Source organism: Vibrio sp. OPT20 (assembly GCF_963889365.1).
Classification (GTDB): Bacteria; Pseudomonadota; Gammaproteobacteria; order Enterobacterales; family Vibrionaceae; genus Vibrio; species Vibrio splendidus.
Map to the genome: position 1 here is coordinate 574477 of NZ_CAWPOA010000031.1, position 18102 is coordinate 592578.

Here is an 18102-nt window from a genome sequence, read left to right on the forward strand (position 1 = left end):
ATTTCTCTTGTTTGTTCTGTTTATCTTCACCGAGCTTACCGCTCATCATCGAAAATGCGATGCTCAGCAATAGCAAACCACCTGCAACACGAAATGAATCTAGCGAGATGCTGAACATATCAAGCAGCATTTGCCCCGCAACAAGCGACACAATCAGGATAACGGCAACAGCAATGTTTGCTTGTAAGGCTGTCCTGTTCCTCTCTTCTGGCGGCATATGAGCCGTAAGAGAAACAAAAACAGGCATGATGCCGATAGGGTTTACGGCAGCAACAAGCCCAAGGAAGAATTGCATAAAAATTGCGAGTTCTAAGCCTTGCATGAGAGCGGTCTCCAGTTAGCGTACTTAAAGTAGAAGTGTTGATCTGTGAATAGTCAGAGCGCGTAATGTAAGGGACAAACTGAATTTGCACGAATGAAAAAAACTAACCTGAAATAGGGGATTTTTTTTAGAAAAACTAATTGAATCTCACTTTTGTATTCGCCTTGTTGAAAGCTAGTTGTTAGTGTTTCATTTTGTAACTTGTTATTGATTAACTGTTAACCATCGCACGAATTTAATAAAAATTATGTCAGAATCTAGCCGCTGCAACGGTATGGATATACTCTCAGTAGCACGAATATAGCTGTATACATGTAATTTAACGGACTAAAAATGAAACTTTTTTACAGTTTATGACGCTATGTAGAAAAAAGTTGTCTGTTTGCTTGTTTTTTGCGCTAACGAAAAGTGTGATTTTAATCTATGTAAATCATGCTCTTAAGTTGATTTTTGCGATTGCCTTACTACTTTCTGGTTAATTCTTTTTGGGTAACTGATCTGGGTCAATTTTTTTCACACAGTGAAATAATATACTCAGTCCTGAAAGCAATTTACTAAGAACGCTGATGTTTAAGGTTAAAAGCAAGCAGCGAATTTAATAAAAAGTTTTTAATATTTATTATTTTAGGAGATCCACCATGCCTGTAACTAACTTAGCGGAACTTGATGCTCTAGTAGCTCGCGTTAAAGCAGCACAAGAAGAATTTGCAACATTCTCTCAAGAGAAAGTAGACGCAATCTTCCGTGCAGCTTCTCTTGCTGCTAACCACGCTCGTATCCCACTTGCACAACAAGCAGTTGCTGAATCTGGAATGGGTATTGTTGAAGATAAGGTTATCAAAAACCACTTTGCATCTGAATTTATCTACAACAAATACAAAGACGAAAAAACATGTGGCATCTTAGAAGAAGATGACAGCCTAGGCACAATGACTATCGCTGAGCCTGTAGGTATCATCTGTGGTATCGTTCCAACAACGAACCCAACTTCTACAGCAATCTTCAAATCTCTAATCTCTCTTAAGACACGTAACGGCATCATCTTCTCGCCACACCCACGTGCAAAGAACTCAACTAACGACGCTGCTAAACTTGTTTTAGATGCGGCTGTTAAAGCGGGCGCACCAAAAGACATCATCGGTTGGATCGACCAACCATCTGTAGAGCTTTCTAACGCGCTTATGAAGCACGACGGTATCGCGCTTATCCTAGCTACTGGTGGTCCAGGCATGGTTAAAGCAGCATACTCTTCTGGTAAACCTGCTATCGGTGTTGGTGCTGGTAACGTTCCTGTAGTTATCGATGAAACAGCTGACATCAAACGTGCTGTAGCATCTATTCTTATGTCTAAAACATTCGATAACGGCGTAGTATGTGCTTCTGAGCAAGCTGCAATCGTAGTTAGCGAAGTATATGACGAAGTTAAAGAGCGTTTTGCTTCTCACAAAGCTCACGTTCTATCTAAAACTGACGCAGATAAAGTACGTAAAGTTCTTCTCATCGACGGCAACCTAAACGCTAAAATCGTAGGTCAACCTGCTCCAGCAATCGCTGAAATGGCGGGTGTTAAAGTTCCTGCTGATACTAAAGTTCTTGTAGGTGAAGGTCTTGGTAAAGTTTCTTACGATGACGAATTCGCTCACGAGAAACTGTCTCCAACTCTAGGTCTATTCCGCGCAGACGATTTCGAAGACGCTGTTGCTCAAGCGGTAACGATGGTTGAAATCGGTGGTATCGGTCACACGTCTGGTCTTTACACTAACCAAGACGTAAACGCAGATCGTATTCGTTACTTCGGTGACAAGATGAAGACGGCTCGTATCCTAATCAACATCCCTACTACTCACGGTGGTATCGGTGACCTGTACAACTTCAACGTTGCACCTTCTCTAACTCTTGGTTGTGGTTCATGGGGTGGTAACTCTATCTCTGAGAACGTAGGTCCTAAGCACCTTATCAACAAGAAAACTGTAGCGAAGCGAGCTGAAAATATGTTGTGGCACAAACTACCTAAGTCAATCTACTTCCGTCGTGGCAGCCTTCCAATCGCAATGAGCGACCTAGAAGGTAAGAAACGCGCATTCCTAGTAACTGACCGATTCTTGTTCAACAACGGTTACGCAGATGACGTAGTACAAATCCTGAAATCGCAAGGTATTGAAGTTCAAGTATTCTTCGATGTAGAAGCGGATCCAACATTGTCTGTTGTTGAGAAAGGCGCTGAAGCAATGAAGAGCTTCCAGCCTGACGTAATCCTTGCTCTAGGTGGCGGTTCTCCAATGGATGCTGCTAAGATCATGTGGGTTATGTACGAGCACCCAGAAACTCACTTCGAAGAACTTGCAATGCGCTTTATGGATATCCGTAAACGTATCTACAAGTTCCCTAAAATGGGTAAAAAAGCTGAGCTTGTATGTATCACTACAACTTCAGGTACGGGTTCAGAAGTTACGCCTTTCGCCGTTGTTACTGACGACAAGACTGGTGCTAAATACCCACTAGCGGATTACGAAATCACGCCAAACATGGCTGTTGTTGATGCTAACCTAGTAATGAACATGCCTAAGTCTCTAACAGCGTTCGGTGGTTACGATGCCGTAACTCACGCTCTTGAAGCTTACGTATCAGTTCTTGCGAACGAATACTCTGATGGTCAAGCTCTACAAGCTCTTAAGATGCTTAAAGAATACCTACCATCAAGCTACAAAAACGGTTCAGCAGACCCAATCGCTCGTGAGAAAGTACACAACGCTGCAACGATTGCTGGTATTGCCTTTGCGAACGCATTCCTAGGTGTGTGTCACTCAATGGCTCACAAAATTGGTGCTGAGTTCCACCTACCACACGGTCTTGCTAACGCACTACTTATCTCAAACGTTGTACGTTACAACGCGAACGATAACCCAACGAAGCAAACGGCATTCTCTCAGTACGACCGCCCACAAGCACGTCGTCGTTACGCTGAAGTTGCTGACCACCTAGGCCTAAGCCAAGCTGGTGACCGTACTGCTCAGAAGATTGAACGTCTACTAACTTGGTTAGAAGAGCTTAAGAACGACCTAGATATCCCACTATCAATCCAAGCTGCGGGTGTTAACGAGTCTGACTTCATCGCTAAACTAGACGAGCTAGCTGTTGAAGCGTTCGATGACCAGTGTACCGGTGCTAACCCACGTTACCCACTAATCACTGAGCTAAAAGAAGTACTAACAACGTCTTACTTCGGTACTCCTTACGTTGAAGGTGAAACTTTCGAAGGCACTACAGTGATTCTTAAGAAAGCTGACCAAAAGCCAGCTGACGCGAAAGCGCCAAAAGCTAAAAAAGAAAAAGCTAACGCGTAATAAGTAAGCATTAGTTTTGAGATAAGTTTTCGCTAGCACGAACCTTATCTATCGGGAAAAGATCAAAGCCCTAGTCGAGAGACTGGGGCTTTTTTTATGTTTGTTGCCTGATCTACGCGGCTTGAAAGGCTAGAGTAATGTCACTCGATTAGAAATGAATGGCTCAAATGTGCTTGGCATCGGGGAAGAACTAAACCTCAGCAGCGACCACTCGCCCACTAAAGTAATCATTAGAGACGATGTATTCCGTTGTTCTGGTCAGTTCATCTTGCAGCTGAGCCCAGTGGCATCGGTTGAGCTTGCCATCGGAGTTATGGATTGCAGGGACAACACCGCCGACTCGAATACCAAATGGAGTCAGTTCTTTGGCCCAGCTATGGGTAAAGCCAGTAATCATTGAGTTCGCACTTTCTAAGCCGGACACGTCATGGAAGTCATCGTGAGAGATCACATTCACAATAACGCCTTCTTTATCCTCCTCTCGCAATCTCTCGGCACTGATTTGCCCAAATGCGAAAAGAGTCGTAGCCATAGAAGAAAGATCATTGATAAAGCTACTGACAGGTTGATCGCCAATTAGGCTTGGCATCGGGGAGCTTATCCAATTATTGACCAGTACATCGGGCGTAGTGTTGAAGGTGGTTTGAATAAAATCAAACACGCTGAGAATTGCTTGGTTGTCATTACTTTTGAGCGTGTAGTGGTAAACCGAGTCAGAAAAACGAGCACATTGTAAATAGGTCGCTTGAAGTGCTTCCGTGTCTTTATCACAAAGGATGACTGTGGCTCCAAGGTTAACAAAGTGGTTCGCAATCGTCCCTCCGAGTTGCGAGCCTGCAGATGTCACCAATATGATTGAGCTTTTTATTTCCATCCCAGCACCTAAATAAATCGTCCATGTCGGATAAGGATGGGTTAAATTTCATACAATGGGTGTGAAGAGGTTCAAACTAAGGCGTGCCAATTGATAAGTTTTTATGAACTTAGTGGCAGCTCACATTTCGCAGTAACTTCAAGTAGTAATCGACAACTCGTATTTCATGTTCACCCAAGGCTGGTGGTTCATATCACGCATGTGAATGATTTGAAATGCGCGAACTAATCAAGAATAGCAGTGGATAGAGAACGAAAAAGAGGAAAGGTAAGTGACCGCTATACTTGAGCTTGAATTTGGTACTGACGCTGAGCAGTTGATAGTTCATTGTAGAGCGTAGCAAGTGGCAAATCAGGAACCTGTTTGTTTGCCAATTTACGTCGGTCATGACCAGAAAGGTTTTGGTAAACCTCTTCGGGTAAGTCGGCTGTATCTTCAGGCATGAAGGCAAGCGCTTCCGGTTTCAAGTAATGGCTGAGTTTTGCGCTGGCAAGGCTAGCTTGATGAAAATGATTAGATTGCTGAGCTGAAATTTCATACGAAGATTGGTTCGAACGCAGCTGCTGCGGTTCTGCAACGCCGAAGTGTTTACGCAGGCGATCTTCAGTTGTCTCTGTGACTTCAATGGTGTCAATCGGCGTGCAATCACGAACGTCATTAGAAAACATAGACAACAGCAACGCGAAATCTGCACGGCGACCTTGCTCAACCGCTTGGCTGATCCCGATGCCGAACTTCAGTTCGTTGATGATTCCTGCTTTGTCTAAAGTATGTATTTGCATGCTGCCTCTCATTGGATACACCTTTAACGGCATGGAGTCGGCAAACTTTAGTGTTTAATTACAGGCAAATAGAGAATTTATGCAGGGCGGGGAAGAGTGCTAGGAATTGGTCGAGAAGTAAGCTCTACTGGCTAACTGGCTAACTGGCTAACTGGTTAACTGGTTAATAGGTTAATAGGTTAATAGGTTAATAGGTTAATAGGCTAAGAAAGGTCTAGATTTTGTGGGATACGATAGATACAAAAAAGCTCACGCCGAGGCATGAGCTTTCAATAGATAACTCGCTATAAATAGCGCAGCGTAAGTAATAATTACTTAGCTAGGTTCTCTTCTACGAAAGACCAGTTTACTAGGTTCCAGAATGCAGCCATGTAGTCAGGGCGAACATTGCGGAAATCGATGTAGTAAGCGTGTTCCCATAGGTCAACAGTTAGAAGTGGAGTAACACCTTCTTCTGTTAGAGGAGTAGCAGCGTTAGAAGTGTTAACGATGTCTAGAGAACCGTCAGCTTTCTTAACTAACCAAGTCCAAGAAGAACCGAAGTTGTTGATTGCTGAATCAGTGAATTTCGTTTTGAATTCTTCGAAAGAACCGAATGCAGCGTTGATAGCTTCTGCAACAGCGCCAGTTGGTTCGCCGCCTGCTTTAGGAGCAAGACAGTGCCAGTAGAACGTGTGGTTCCAGATTTGAGCAGCGTTATTGAAAACACCACCAGTAGAAGTCTTAACGATCTCTTCTAGTGTTTTGCCTTCAAACTCAGTACCTGGGATAAGACCGTTTAGCTTAACAACGTAAGTGTTGTGGTGCTTACCGTGGTGGAAATCTAGCGTTTCTGCTGAGATGTGTGGTTCTAGCGCGTCTTTCGCGTAAGGAAGAGCCGGTAGTTCAAATGCCATTGCTCAATTCTCCATTGATATGAAAGAGTTAACTCTTTCGATTGCTTCCAGTGATATTATTATTCATGGTTCGCTTTACAGCCAACCATGGTCAATTTGCTGACTTGCGATATAGTTTAGCAAGTTTTTACTTTATTAAAAGCTTAATTCATCACTTTTGTGTGAATTGTTAGCTTAGCTCGTAAACCGCTTTTTTTATATGGTTTTTATTCTTTTGGTTTGGGGTAGAATAAAGGCAATAAAAGCCGTAATCCATTAACGAGGAAGCAATGGAAACTATCGATAAAATCAAACAGCAAATTGAAGAAAACACCATTCTACTTTACATGAAAGGTTCTCCTAAGCTGCCAAGCTGTGGTTTTTCTTCTCAAGCATCTCAAGCTCTAATGGCATGTGGTGAAAAATTTGCTTACGTAGATATCCTACAAAACCCTGACATCCGTGCAGAGCTTCCAGCTTACGCACAATGGCCAACGTTCCCACAACTTTGGGTTGACGGTGAGCTGATCGGTGGTTGTGACATCATTCTTGAGATGTTCCAAAAAGGCGAACTTCAGCCAATCGTTAAAGAAGCGGCTGCAAAAGTAGCTGGCGACGACGCTGAGTAAGCTTTAAGCCTTTGCGCTTAAATATTGAATGGAAGGGGCCCTTAATGAGGCTCCTTTTTTGTTTGAATGGTTTGAAAGACTCGATAAGGAATGAACAATGGACGTAAAACTTCATTATGTGCATGACCCAATGTGCAGTTGGTGCTGGGGTTATAAGCCAACATTAGAACTCTTAAAACAGCAGCTACCTGCGAGTATTGAGTTTAACTACGTAGTCGGTGGTTTGGCCCCTGATTCTGAAGATCCAATGTCAGAAGAGATGAAAGGTAAGCTGCAAGCTATCTGGAAGCAGATTGAAGCTAAGTTGGGTACTGAGTTCAACCACGAATTTTGGACTGAATGCCAACCAGTTCGTAGCACTTACCCTGCTTGTCGTGCCGTGATCGCTGCTGGTTTTCAAGACCATTACGAAGCGATGCTTGAAGCAATTCAACACGCTTACTACCTTCGTGCGATGTTGCCACACAGTCAAGAAACGCATTTGCAGTTAGCTGAAGAGCTAGGGATGAATGTACAACAGTTTGAAAATGATCTTTCTAGTAAGTTATTGGAAAGCGAATTAGATGACCAGTTAGGCTTTAAAGAAGCGATCGGTGTGCATTCTTACCCGACGTTAATGCTTGAAGTAAATGGTATTTTTACGGCAGTAGAACTGGATTACCATTCAACGGAAGCGACGCTTAAGTCTATTCGCGAAGTATTGGTGAATAACGCTCCCGCTGCATAATTCAGCTAGAGCTGTCTGTATTAACGTAAATTATGTCCAAGGCTTACTCATCAGAGTAAGCCTTTTTTGTTTGGCGTCGCTGGTTCATTGAGAGTGAGGAGGAAGGAAGAGTGGAATGAATCCCAGGAACAAAAAAGACCGCACGAGGCGGTCTTTATAAAAGTGAGCGTAGGACTCTTTAACTACAGAACCTAATTACAGAACCATGGCTGCAATCCAACCGAATACGATCAGTGGGATGTTGTAGTGCAGGAATGTCGGTACAACGGTTTCCCAAACGTGCTCGTGTTGACCATCAGCATTTAGACCAGACGTTGGACCTAATGTTGAGTCAGAAGCCGGAGAGCCCGCATCACCTAGCGCTGCAGCTGTACCTACTAAAGCGATCGTTGCCATTGGTGAGAAACCAAATGCTGCCGCTAGAGGAACGTAGATAGTCGCAAGGATTGGAATCGTAGAGAACGAAGAGCCGATACCCATTGTTACCAATAGGCCAACGATTAGCATAAGCAGTGCCGCTAGAGGTTTGTTGTCACCAATGCTTGTTGAAAGTGCTTCAACCAAAGACTCAACGCCACCCGTTTGCTTCATAACTGCCGCAAAACCTGCCGCTGCAATCATGATGAAACCGATCATTGCCATCATGTGAACGCCCTTAGTGAAGACATCGTGTGTCTCTTTCCAAGCGATTACACCACCAAAGGTGAATACCATGAAACCAGCCAAAGCACCGATGATCATAGAACCTGTCGATAGTTGAACCGTTAGCGCAGCAACAATACCAGCAGCAGCCACTAGGATGTGCTTCTTATTGATCTCTTTCACTTCGGTTGAAACAACAGTATGAGACGTTTCTTTGTATTGACGTGGCTTACGGTAAGTAAAGAACACGGCCGTAAGAAGGCCAAAGATCATGCCTGCAGCCGGTAACAACATTGCCATTGGTACTTGGCTTGCTACTACATTTTCAAGACCGTTGTCGTGAAGGTTTTTAAGTAGGATATTGTTTAGGAAGATGCCACCAAAACCGATTGGTAGAACCATATACGGAGTAATCAGACCAAAAGTAAGTACACACGCAACCAGACGACGGTCTAGGTTCATTTTTGCGAATACGCCTAATAGAGGTGGGATTAAGATTGGGATAAAGGCGATATGTACAGGGATTACATTTTGCGAAGACATGGTCACTAGGATCAAAGACGCTAGGATGCCATATTTTAGACCATTAGATGCTGCACTGTTCTCTTTACCGTGAATACGCTTAATGACGCTTTGAGCAAGCAGGTCTGTGATACCAGAACGTGAGATAGCAACAGCGAATGTACCAAGCATAGCGTAGCTAAGTGCGATAGTTGCACCACCACCTAATCCACTTTCGAAAGCCGCGACTGCGTCGTTCAAGCCCATACCAGAGGCTACGCCACCGATAATTGCGCTGAACGTGAGAGCAACGACTACGTTTACGCGCATCAAAGCTAAAACAAGCATGATGCAAACTGAAATTACAACAGGATTCATATTATTCTCGGGATGTTGTGTTTTTTATGAAGGCAATACGAGTGAACGTTTACCGACTCTATTTTTTATTCTTCGTCAACAAGAGGCCAACCACCAAGGGCTTTCCATTTGTTTACAATGCCGCAAAATAACTCTGTGGTTTTTTGCGTATCATACAAAGCAGAGTGTGCTTCTTTGTTGTCAAATTCCATCCCTGCAGTGCGGCAAGCTTTAGCCAAAACGGTTTGACCGTAGGCAAGACCACTAAGAGCTGCAGTGTCAAAAGTAGCAAATGGATGGAAAGGGACGCGTTTAAGCTTACAGCGCTCACTTGCTGCATTAACGAAGTTCAAATCGAATGTAGCGTTGTGAGCAACCATGATTGCACGACTGCAATCTGAAGCTTTTTGTTCTTTTCTCACTAGCTTGTAGATTTCTTTAAGGGCTTCTTGTTCCGACACAGCACCACGTAATGGGCTAAATGGGTCTTTAATTCCGTTAAAGTCTAATGCTGCCTGCTCTATATTTGCGCCTTCAAAAGGCTCAATGTGAAAATGAAGCGTTGATGCAGGGTGCAGATCTCCGTTCTCATCCATTTTTAACGTAATGGCACAGATTTCTAATAATGCATCGGTTTCAGCGTTAAACCCTGCGGTTTCCACGTCGATGACCACTGGAAAATAGCCACGAAAGCGTTTTTTTAGGGTCAGAGCTTCGTTTTCTACAGTCATGTTAGCCCAAATAAGTGTGATTAAGGCTGCATTATTGCAGATAATAGCAGTGATAAAAACTAGGGAAGGGCAATAAATCATAAATTACCTAATCCATTGCGGCTTGATAATTGCATATTTAAACGTGAGAGAAAAATGCGGCAATTGGCTGCATTGTTAAACGAATTGCTTAAGAGATACTCCACTTTATGAAGAAACAACTCATAACAGGTTCAATGCTATTTTCGCTACTTATGTCGTTACCAGTAATGGCACAAGAAAAGCGTTATGGAGCATCTCCTCAACAGTCAAAGTGGGAGATGGTGGCCAACACGCCACTCGAATGCCGCTTGGTTCACCCTATCCCAAATTTTGGTGATGCTGAGTTCTCATCTCGCGCGAGTAAAAAAATCATTTTGGACTTTGAGCTTAAAATGCGTCGCCCAATGGGTGCTACGCGTAATGTCAGCTTGATTTCGATGCCGCCACCTTGGCGTCCGGGTGAAAGTGCTGATCGCATGACAACCATTAAGTTCTTCCAACAATTTGATGGCTACGTCGGTGGTCAAACAGCTTGGGGCATCTTGAGTGAGTTGGAGAAAGGGCGCTACCCGACATTCAGTTACCAAGAGTGGCAGAGCCGAGATCAGCGAATCGAAGTGTCGCTGTCGTCGGTGTTATTCCAAGAAAAATACAATGTGTTCAGTGACTGTGTTGCTAACCTGTTGCCTTACAGCTTTGAAGATATCTCTTTCACTATTTTGCACTACGACCGTAATAGTGATCAGCTGAACAAGTCGTCGCGCAAAAGGCTGAGCCAGATCGCCGATTACGTTCGCTATAACCAAGACATCGATCTTGTGCTGGTGGCAACGTACACCGATTCTGTCGACAGCAAAGGTATTAGCCAAAACCTTTCAGAGCGCAGAGCGGAATCGTTAAGAGAGTACTTCAAATCTTTAGGCTTGCCAGAAGATCGTATCCAAGTTCAGGGCTATGGTAAACGTCGTCCGATTGCAGACAACAATTCGCCAATTGGTAAAGACAAGAACCGACGCGTTGTTATCTCTTTAGGTCGTACGCAGGTTTAATCAGAATAATTGCTTGTTTTGAAATCAGATAGCCCGTCGTAATGACGGGCTTTTTTGTCTTTAAAATTTGGAGCTATTGTCTAAACGTAACTCGTTTAGTTCAAGCGGAAACGAGCGATCATTTCACAGTTGGTCGCGGTATCGATCTTTTCTACCATAGAAGCAATTTTAGGATTGGGATGGCGTTTCATGAAATCGATCAGCGCTTTCTTACAGCAACCAATAGAATCGATAAAGCTGGAACATTGAGTGTTAGGGCACTGCGGGATCAGTGTCAGCACTTTTTCTGAAGCCAATTGAAGATACTTGATCTCGTATTCGGTATCACCAGCCCATCGCCAGAATTGCGCAAGATTGTGGCAAGAGATCACTGAGATCAGTAGGCGTTCGTCCGCCTGAATATCGGTGCGCTCAGTGATTTCTTCGCTCAAGTTCAGTGCTTGCTGATAGTGAAGAATACTTCGTACAGGATCGTCGAGCTGCAATGCAGTATCGGCAAGTAACGTGTGTTTTTCCCATTCGCTAATCATTGTATTACCTCACTAATCAATAGGTGGTTAATTTAAGTGATAATCATTATCATGTAAAGTTTCATCAATGAGATTGTTAAGAATAATTGGTAGAGAATATCGATTATGGTGAGAGTGATAAAAAAGAAGCGAGCACAGTGCTCGCTTCTTTTTTTCATTTCATCAGGCGTTCAAGCCCAACTTCGTATAGAGGTTGAGGAATTAACCTTCTAGACCTGCGCTTGCTTGTTTGTTCTGAATTAGCTCAATCATGTAACCGTCAGGATCTTTAACGAATGCGATGTGAGTAGAGCCGCCTTTTACAGGGCCAGCTTCACGCGTTACATTACCGCCTGCTGCTTTAATTGCATCACACGTTGTGTAGATGTCATCAACACCGATAGCAACGTGACCAAAAGCTGAGCCAAGGTCATATTCAGTCGTGCCCCAGTTGTAAGTCAGCTCAATCACAGCGCCTTGAGATTCGTCTCCAAAGCCAACGAAAGCCAGCGTGTATTCGTACTCTTTGTTTTCGTTCTTACGTAATAGCTGCATGCCCATTACATTGGTGTAGAACTCGATAGACTTGTCTAGATCACCCACGCGTAGCATGGTGTGTAAAATACGACCGTTTGACATGATTTGCTCCTAGCTTTAATTATGTATACGTTTTGTAATTCTGTTTTATGCCGCTAGAAAAATGCGGCATTGTTTAGCTTCTTAGCTTCTTAGCTTCTTAGCTTCTTAGCTTCTTAGCTTCTTAGCTTCTTAGCTTCTTAGCTTCTTACTTAGAGCTAAAGCTTATGAGCCTAGACGTCCGTTTTCTCTTTGAACTCACACAGGTCTTCAATGATACAGCTGCCACAGCGTGGTTTACGCGCGACACAGGTGTAACGTCCATGAAGAATGAGCCAATGGTGGACATCCAGTTTGAATTCTTTTGGAATGACTTTGAGCAGCTTGGCTTCAACATCGTCGACCGTTTTACCCATTGCTAACTTAGTGCGGTTTGATACGCGGTAGATGTGAGTATCAACGGCAATAGTCGGCCAACCGAAAGCGGTGTTCAACACTACGTTGGCAGTCTTACGGCCAACGCCAGGAAGGGCTTCTAATGCCGCGCGATCTTCCGGAACTTCACCATTGTGTAGGTCAAGTAGCATACGACACGTTTTAATCGTGTTCTCAGCTTTTGAATTAAACAGGCCGATGGTTTTGATGTACTCTTTCAGGCCGTCGACACCTAGGTCGAAAATAGCCTGTGGAGTATTAGCCATAGGGTAAAGCTTATCAGTGGCTTTGTTGACGCTGACATCGGTTGCCTGCGCAGATAAGAGCACGGCGATCAGCAACTCGAAAGGGCTGTTCCAGTTAAGCTCAGTTTCTGGCTTTGGATTGTTTTCTCTTAAACGCTCAAGTATTTCTACTCGTTTTACATTGTTCATAGCGACATTACTTTCAAATAGTTAGGGCTTGAGTTCCAGCGAAGTTCTTTCAAACTTACTCGTTTTAAAATAACAAGTTCCGCAATGGTTCAGGCTTTATCATCGGTTACGCGCTCTTATGAGCGTCATTATTATGTGTACTTGGTTAATCTATTTACCTGCTGAGCGGTTGAGCTACTCAGCAGGGTTTAAGCAACTGTAACTTATCAGGCATTGGTAACGCGAGCGCGTTCAATAGCTGGTTTTTCTTGTTTGGGCTGTCTAGCTTTAGCTTGGTTGTCGATGATGTTTTTCAAAGCAATCAAGAAACCAACACCAATAAAGGCACCTGGTGGAAGCAGGGCTAACAAGAAGCTGTTATCAAATTGGAATATCTGGATTCGTAACACAGAAGCCCAGTCACCAAGGAGCAAGTCTGCGCCATCAAATAGGGTTCCGTTACCAATAACCTCACGCATCGCACCCAATACAACCAGTACCGATGTCATGCCAAGGCCCATCCAGAAACCATCTTGAGCAGCAGGTAAAACTTCGTTTTTAGACGCGAAGGCTTCAGCTCTGCCAATGATGATACAGTTGGTTACGATCAGTGGGATGAAGATACCCAAAGATAGGTAAAGCCCGTATGCGTAGGCATTCATCAGTAGTTGAACGCAGGTTACCAGTGATGCAATGATCATCACGAATACTGGAATACGAACTTCTTTTGGCACATGGTTTCGAACCATAGAGACAGAAACGTTCGAACCGACCAATACAAGCAAGGTAGCAATACCTAAGCCAAGTGCGTTCGTCACTGTCGAAGAGACAGCCAACAACGGACACAACCCAAGAAGCTGAACTAGAGCTGGGTTGTTGGCCCACATGCCATTTTTAATCAGTGTTTTATGGTCACTCATTATTCACCACCACAATTTAGAGGTTGAGCAAGCAATGCTTGGTTATTTTGGTTAACGTATTGAACCGCCTGTTTGACGGACTTAACGACCGCTCTTGGTGTGATGGTTGCGCCGGTAAACTGGTCGAAATCACCACCATCTTTGCGAACTTTCCAGCGATCAAGATTTGACTCGGTTACTTGTTTACCTGCAAAAGAGAGTATCCAATCACTCACTCGAAGGTCTATCTTATCGCCTAACCCCGGAGTTTCCCTGTGGGAAAGCACACGTGTACCCAAAATGGTACCGTCAATTTTCATCCCAACAATTACTTTTATTGCACCATTGTAGCCATCAGGTGCAATGGCTTCGATCGCAATCGCGCTAGGTTCACCGTTGAGTGTAGCAATATAAGCCGGCATTGCTTGTTCTGTTCCAAGCTCCTCAGCTTCCACCAAAGTACAAGCTGAAAACAGCTCGTTGTCATGAAGATCGTGCGGGATCACTTGGTTAAGCACAGACAGTAACTGAGCCTGTTCTTGCTGTTTGATCTGATCTTTGGTCAGGTAGTGAGTAACGGCCACCAAACCTGTCGAAGCGCAGGCAAAAATCGCAAGTACAAGACCGTTTTTCTTAATTGCATTTAGCATAGTATCTGCTTCCTTAGTGGCCGTATGTACGAGGTTTGGTGTAGTAGTCAATCAGTGGAACACACATGTTGGCTAACAATACCGCGAACGCTACGCCATCAGGGAAGCCACCCCAACTGCGGATAATAAAGACTAACCCGCCAATCAGAGCACCAAATACCAAGCGACCTTTCACTGTCGTCGAGGCTGAAACCGGATCGGTTGCAATGAAGAATGCACCAAGCATGGTTGCGCCAGACAATAAATGAATGGTTGGAGAAGCGGTTTCACCAGGCGTCAGCACTAAGAACACTAAGCTAAACAGCGCAAGGCTAGCAATAAAAGCGACCGGAATATGCCACTGAATCACGCGTTGCTTGATGAGCACCAAGCCGCCGACTAGGTAGGCAAGGTTCACCCATTCCCAACCCACACCAGCTAACCAGCTGAATTGTGGCTGAGACAGAGCTTCGGAAGCGGTGTTGCCTGCCGTTAATGCGGTTTTGAAGGCATCAAGTGGCGTCGCCATTGTGGTGCCATCAATACCAAGACGCGCTTGTTGAAGAGACAAACCTTCGTTATTGAAACCCGTAAAGATCATCAAAAATGAGTCAACAAAGCTCGTTGCTTCAGCGGTTAAGCTAGTAGGAGCATTCCAACTGGTCATCTGAACTGGGAATGAGATCAGCAAAACAACGTAAGCGACCATCGCTGGATTAAAGGGGTTTTGCCCAAGGCCGCCATAAAGGTGTTTTGCGATGATGATAGCGAAGAACATACCGATGACTAGAATCCACCACGGAGAGTGTGGGGGAATCGCGACACTGAGTAGCCAAGCGGTCACAACAGCGCTGTAATCACGTAATGCCATCACTGGCGGACGTTTTCTTAGCAGCATTACAGCGGCTTCAAAGGTAACAGCAAGTGCAATAGCAAATACTAACTGGATGAGCGTCCCCCATCCAAAGAAGTAGGTTTGAGCTAGTAGACCTGGCAATGCACAAATAGCGACCCATTTCATGAGATCTGGGGTGCTTCTACGATTGTGTGCGTGCGGTGAGCTGGCGATAAAGAAGGCCACTACTCTTTCTCCTCATTATTCTTTTTGTCTTGCTCTTGCTGCGCCTTTCTTGCTTTAGCACGAGCAATTGCGGCAGCAACAGCTGCGTTTTTAGGATCGACTGGTTCTGATTGAATCTCAGCTTCCACTTCAATTTCAACTACAGCTTCAGGAGCGGTTGCTTCTGCTTCGACCTGCTTAGTTTGCTGTGCTTTCTTCGCTTTAGCGCGAGCTATTGCAGCGGCAACGGCAGCTTTTTTAGGATCGACGGGCTCTGATTGAATTTCAACTTCAACTTCAATCACTGGCTCAGGAGTTTCTGCTGTTTGGTCTTGCTTAGCTTGCTGTGCTTTCTTGGCTTTAGCACGAGCGATAGCTGCAGCAACAGCATCTTTCTTAGCATCGCCAGAACTTTTAACCGGAGCTTCACTTTCGGTTTGAGTAGCTGATTCAGCTTGTTGTGCTTTTTTGGCTTTAGCGCGAGCTATTGCGGCAGCAACAGCATCTTTCTTGGCATCGCCAGTACTTTCAGCTGGAGCTTCACTTTCGGTTTGAGTAGCTGATTCTGCTTGTTGAGCTTTCTTCGCTTTAGCACGAGCAATAGCAGCAGCGACGGCGTTTTTCTTAGCATCGCCAGAGCTTTCAGCCGGAGCTTCACTTGCGGTTTGAGTAGCTGATTCTGCTTGTTGAGCCTTCTTTGCTTTAGCGCGAGCGATAGCAGCAGCAACAGCATCTTTCTTAGCGTCGCCAGTACTTTCAGCTGGAGCTTCACTTTCGGTTTGAGTAGCTGATTCCGCTTGTTGAGCTTTCTTGGCTTTAGCACGCGCAATGGCTGCAGCAACGGCGTCTTTCTTAGCGTCGCCAGAGCTTTCAGTCGGAGCTTCACTTTCGGTTTGAGTAGCTGATTCTGCTTGTTGTGCTTTCTTCGCTTTAGCGCGAGCGATAGCTGCAGCAACAGCATCTTTCTTAGCGTCGCCAGTACTTTCAGCTGGAGCTTCACTTTCGGTTTGAGTAGCTGATTCCGCTTGTTGAGCTTTCTTGGCTTTAGCGCGAGCAATAGCGGCAGCGACTGCGTCTTTCTTAGAGTCACCTGATTTTTCAACCGGAACCTCAGAAGCTGATTCTGTTTGTTGTGCTTTCTTGGCTTTAGCGCGAGCAATAGCCGCAGCGACAGCATCTTTCTTGGCATCGCCAGTACTTTCAGCTGAAGCTTCAGACGCTGATTCCGCTTGTTGAGCTTTCTTTGCTTTAGCGCGAGCAATAGCCGCAGCGACAGCATCTTTCTTAGTATCGCCAGAGTTCTCTGCTGGATTATCCGTTGCAGCTTGTTGTGCCTTACGTTCTCTAGCTTGTCTCTTACGCTCTTCTCGTAACTTAGACATTTCAGAGTTATCAGGTCCGGCGTCGTTTGCTTTTTGAGCTGCAGCTTGTTTCGCTTTTGCCTTAGCAATCGCAGCGGCTACCGCAGGTTTCACTGCTGGTTCTGAATTAGGTGTTTGGTCTACTGTTGTTTTTTGAGCTTTAACGCGAGCAATCGCAGCTGCAATCGCATCATCACCATCGGCTGATTTCATATCTTTACGACGGTTGTCAGCAGCTTTCTTGAAGCGGTTTTCACGTTCTGCTTTGTCACGCTCCATACGAGCGTTTTTCTCTTCGAAACGAATCTTGGCGCGCTCTGCAGCTGTCGCTTCATCTTTTCTTGTTTTGATTTCGGCTTTCGCTTGGCGATAGTACTGAACAAGAGGGATTTCACTTGGGCAGACAAACGCACAAGCACCACATTCAATACAGTCTTTAATATTCAGCTCTTCACACTTATCCAACTCGTTGGCTTTCGCATGCCATTGCAGTTGTTGAGGAAGTAGAGATGCAGGACAAGCTTCAGCACATGCGCTGCAACGAATACATTCCATTTCGTAAGTGCTTGGTGAGATCTCACGACGCGTTGGCGCTAAAATACAGTTCGACGTTTTGGTGATTGGCACATTGGCATGCGGCAAGGTAAAGCCCATCATCGGGCCGCCCAAAATTAAACGCGGCAGTTTTTTATCTGCTTTGTAGCCAAACTCTTCAAGTAACTCATGTACTGGTGTGCCTAATAGCGCCCAAACGTTACGAGGTTGCTTAAAGGTTTTACCGGTTAAAGTCACCACGCGGTTAACCACGGGTTCGCCGTCAATTACCGCTCGCTTAATCGAGTAAAGAGAGCCGACGTTCTGAACCAAAACACCAATGTCTGCAGGAATGCCGCCAGCTGGAACCTCTTTGTTGGTGAGGATCTTGATAAGTTGCTTCTCACCACCAGAAGGGTATTTGGTTGGGATAACACGAATGACGATATCTTTGTCTTTCGCAGCAATCTCCAGTGCTTTTATCGCATCTGGTTTGTTGTCTTCAATGCCGATAACCGTCAGCTTTGGTTGAAGGATGTGTTCAACCACTTCGATGCCTTTCAATACTTCTTCGGCATGCTCTTGCAGCAACTTGTCATCTGAGGTGATGTAAGGTTCACACTCAGCAGCATTGACGATCAAAATGTCGGTACGACCTAGACCTGATTGAAGCTTCTTAGCCGTAGGGAAGCCTGCGCCACCCATACCTGAAATACCAGCTTGGCGAATCACATCAAGCAGTTCGTCGGATGTCTTTGTAGAAAAATCTTCAACCGGGTGTTTTGTAACCCAAGAGTCTAGGCCATCAGGTTTAATAACCACGCACACATCA

General features: G+C 44.8%; 17 protein-coding genes. 4 read left to right on the plus strand and 13 right to left on the minus strand.

Annotated elements, in window-relative coordinates; all coding sequences use genetic code 11:
• Positions 1-322 (minus strand): NAAT family transporter (locus AACR09_RS03775; protein ID WP_228010916.1); only part of this gene is annotated, 322 nt, incomplete at its 3' end.
• A gap of 638 nt (positions 323-960) precedes the next feature.
• Between AACR09_RS03775 and adhE the strand changes: the two genes are divergently transcribed.
• The gene (gene adhE, locus AACR09_RS03780; protein WP_017084041.1) at positions 961-3666 is read left to right on the plus strand and encodes a bifunctional acetaldehyde-CoA/alcohol dehydrogenase; all 2706 of its coding nucleotides are present in this window, start codon (positions 961-963) and stop codon (positions 3664-3666) included.
• A 190-nt stretch (positions 3667-3856) separates the two neighbouring features.
• Here the strand turns inward: adhE and AACR09_RS03785 are convergent, their stop codons facing one another.
• The 3 genes from AACR09_RS03785 to sodB all read right to left on the minus strand — a co-directional run bounded on the left by AACR09_RS03785 (position 3857) and on the right by sodB (position 6218).
• Positions 3857-4540 carry an SDR family oxidoreductase gene (locus tag AACR09_RS03785; protein ID WP_004734052.1) on the minus strand — a complete coding sequence of 228 codons (684 nt, stop codon included), beginning with the start codon at positions 4538-4540 and terminating at the stop codon, positions 3857-3859.
• Positions 4541-4818: 278 nt separating this feature from the next.
• Complete coding sequence (locus AACR09_RS03790; RefSeq protein WP_004734051.1) at positions 4819-5322, minus strand: VC2046/SO_2500 family protein; 504 nt, start codon at positions 5320-5322, stop codon at positions 4819-4821.
• 311 nt (positions 5323-5633) lie between these two features.
• On the minus strand, positions 5634-6218 hold the full coding sequence (gene sodB / locus AACR09_RS03795; protein ID WP_108180008.1) for a superoxide dismutase [Fe]: 585 nt from the start codon (positions 6216-6218) through the stop codon (positions 5634-5636).
• Between the two features lie 269 nt (positions 6219-6487).
• Between sodB and AACR09_RS03800 the strand changes: the two genes are divergently transcribed.
• Together AACR09_RS03800 and AACR09_RS03805 are read left to right on the plus strand one after the other, a co-directional pair.
• On the plus strand, positions 6488-6826 hold the full coding sequence (locus AACR09_RS03800) for a Grx4 family monothiol glutaredoxin (protein ID WP_017076187.1): 339 nt from the start codon (positions 6488-6490) through the stop codon (positions 6824-6826).
• A gap of 97 nt (positions 6827-6923) precedes the next feature.
• A complete protein-coding gene (locus AACR09_RS03805) occupies positions 6924-7553 on the plus strand; it encodes a DsbA family protein (RefSeq protein ID WP_017079304.1) in 630 nt (209 codons plus the stop codon).
• Between the two features lie 195 nt (positions 7554-7748).
• On the opposite strand, the gene AACR09_RS03810 is transcribed toward AACR09_RS03805, so the two are convergent.
• Complete coding sequence (locus tag AACR09_RS03810) at positions 7749-9074, minus strand: Na+/H+ antiporter family protein (protein WP_017084039.1); 1326 nt, start codon at positions 9072-9074, stop codon at positions 7749-7751.
• A gap of 65 nt (positions 9075-9139) precedes the next feature.
• Positions 9140-9784, minus strand: coding sequence for a ribonuclease T (gene rnt / locus AACR09_RS03815; RefSeq protein ID WP_017061178.1), 645 nt, complete (start codon positions 9782-9784; stop codon positions 9140-9142).
• Between the two features lie 188 nt (positions 9785-9972).
• Between rnt and motY the strand changes: the two genes are divergently transcribed.
• Complete coding sequence (gene motY / locus AACR09_RS03820) at positions 9973-10854, plus strand: flagellar protein MotY (RefSeq protein WP_017080932.1); 882 nt, start codon at positions 9973-9975, stop codon at positions 10852-10854.
• Between the two features lie 95 nt (positions 10855-10949).
• Here the strand turns inward: motY and AACR09_RS03825 are convergent, their stop codons facing one another.
• The 7 genes from AACR09_RS03825 to rsxC all read right to left on the minus strand — a co-directional run.
• Positions 10950-11384, minus strand: a complete 435-nt coding sequence (locus tag AACR09_RS03825; RefSeq protein ID WP_193836027.1) for a DUF2753 domain-containing protein — start codon at positions 11382-11384, stop codon at positions 10950-10952.
• A 201-nt stretch (positions 11385-11585) separates the two neighbouring features.
• Positions 11586-12002, minus strand: coding sequence for a lactoylglutathione lyase (gloA, locus tag AACR09_RS03830; RefSeq protein WP_004734046.1), 417 nt, complete (start codon positions 12000-12002; stop codon positions 11586-11588).
• Between the two features lie 170 nt (positions 12003-12172).
• Positions 12173-12808 carry an endonuclease III gene (gene nth / locus AACR09_RS03835; RefSeq protein WP_004734045.1) on the minus strand — a complete coding sequence of 212 codons (636 nt, stop codon included), beginning with the start codon at positions 12806-12808 and terminating at the stop codon, positions 12173-12175.
• Positions 12809-13014: 206 nt separating this feature from the next.
• The gene (locus AACR09_RS03840) at positions 13015-13707 is read right to left on the minus strand and encodes an electron transport complex subunit E (protein ID WP_017084037.1); all 693 of its coding nucleotides are present in this window, start codon (positions 13705-13707) and stop codon (positions 13015-13017) included.
• A complete protein-coding gene (rsxG, locus tag AACR09_RS03845; protein WP_004734043.1) occupies positions 13707-14336 on the minus strand; it encodes an electron transport complex subunit RsxG in 630 nt (209 codons plus the stop codon). Before rsxG ends, AACR09_RS03840 begins: the two co-directional genes overlap by 1 nt.
• A 13-nt stretch (positions 14337-14349) precedes the next feature.
• Positions 14350-15396 (minus strand): electron transport complex subunit RsxD, encoded by a 1047-nt coding sequence (rsxD, locus tag AACR09_RS03850; RefSeq protein ID WP_017105543.1) that lies wholly within the window; start codon positions 15394-15396, stop codon positions 14350-14352.
• Positions 15396-18102, minus strand: a 2707-nt coding sequence (gene rsxC / locus AACR09_RS03855) for an electron transport complex subunit RsxC (RefSeq protein WP_228010919.1), incomplete at its 5' end; no start/stop codon positions are given. The genes rsxC and rsxD, both read right to left, overlap by 1 nt.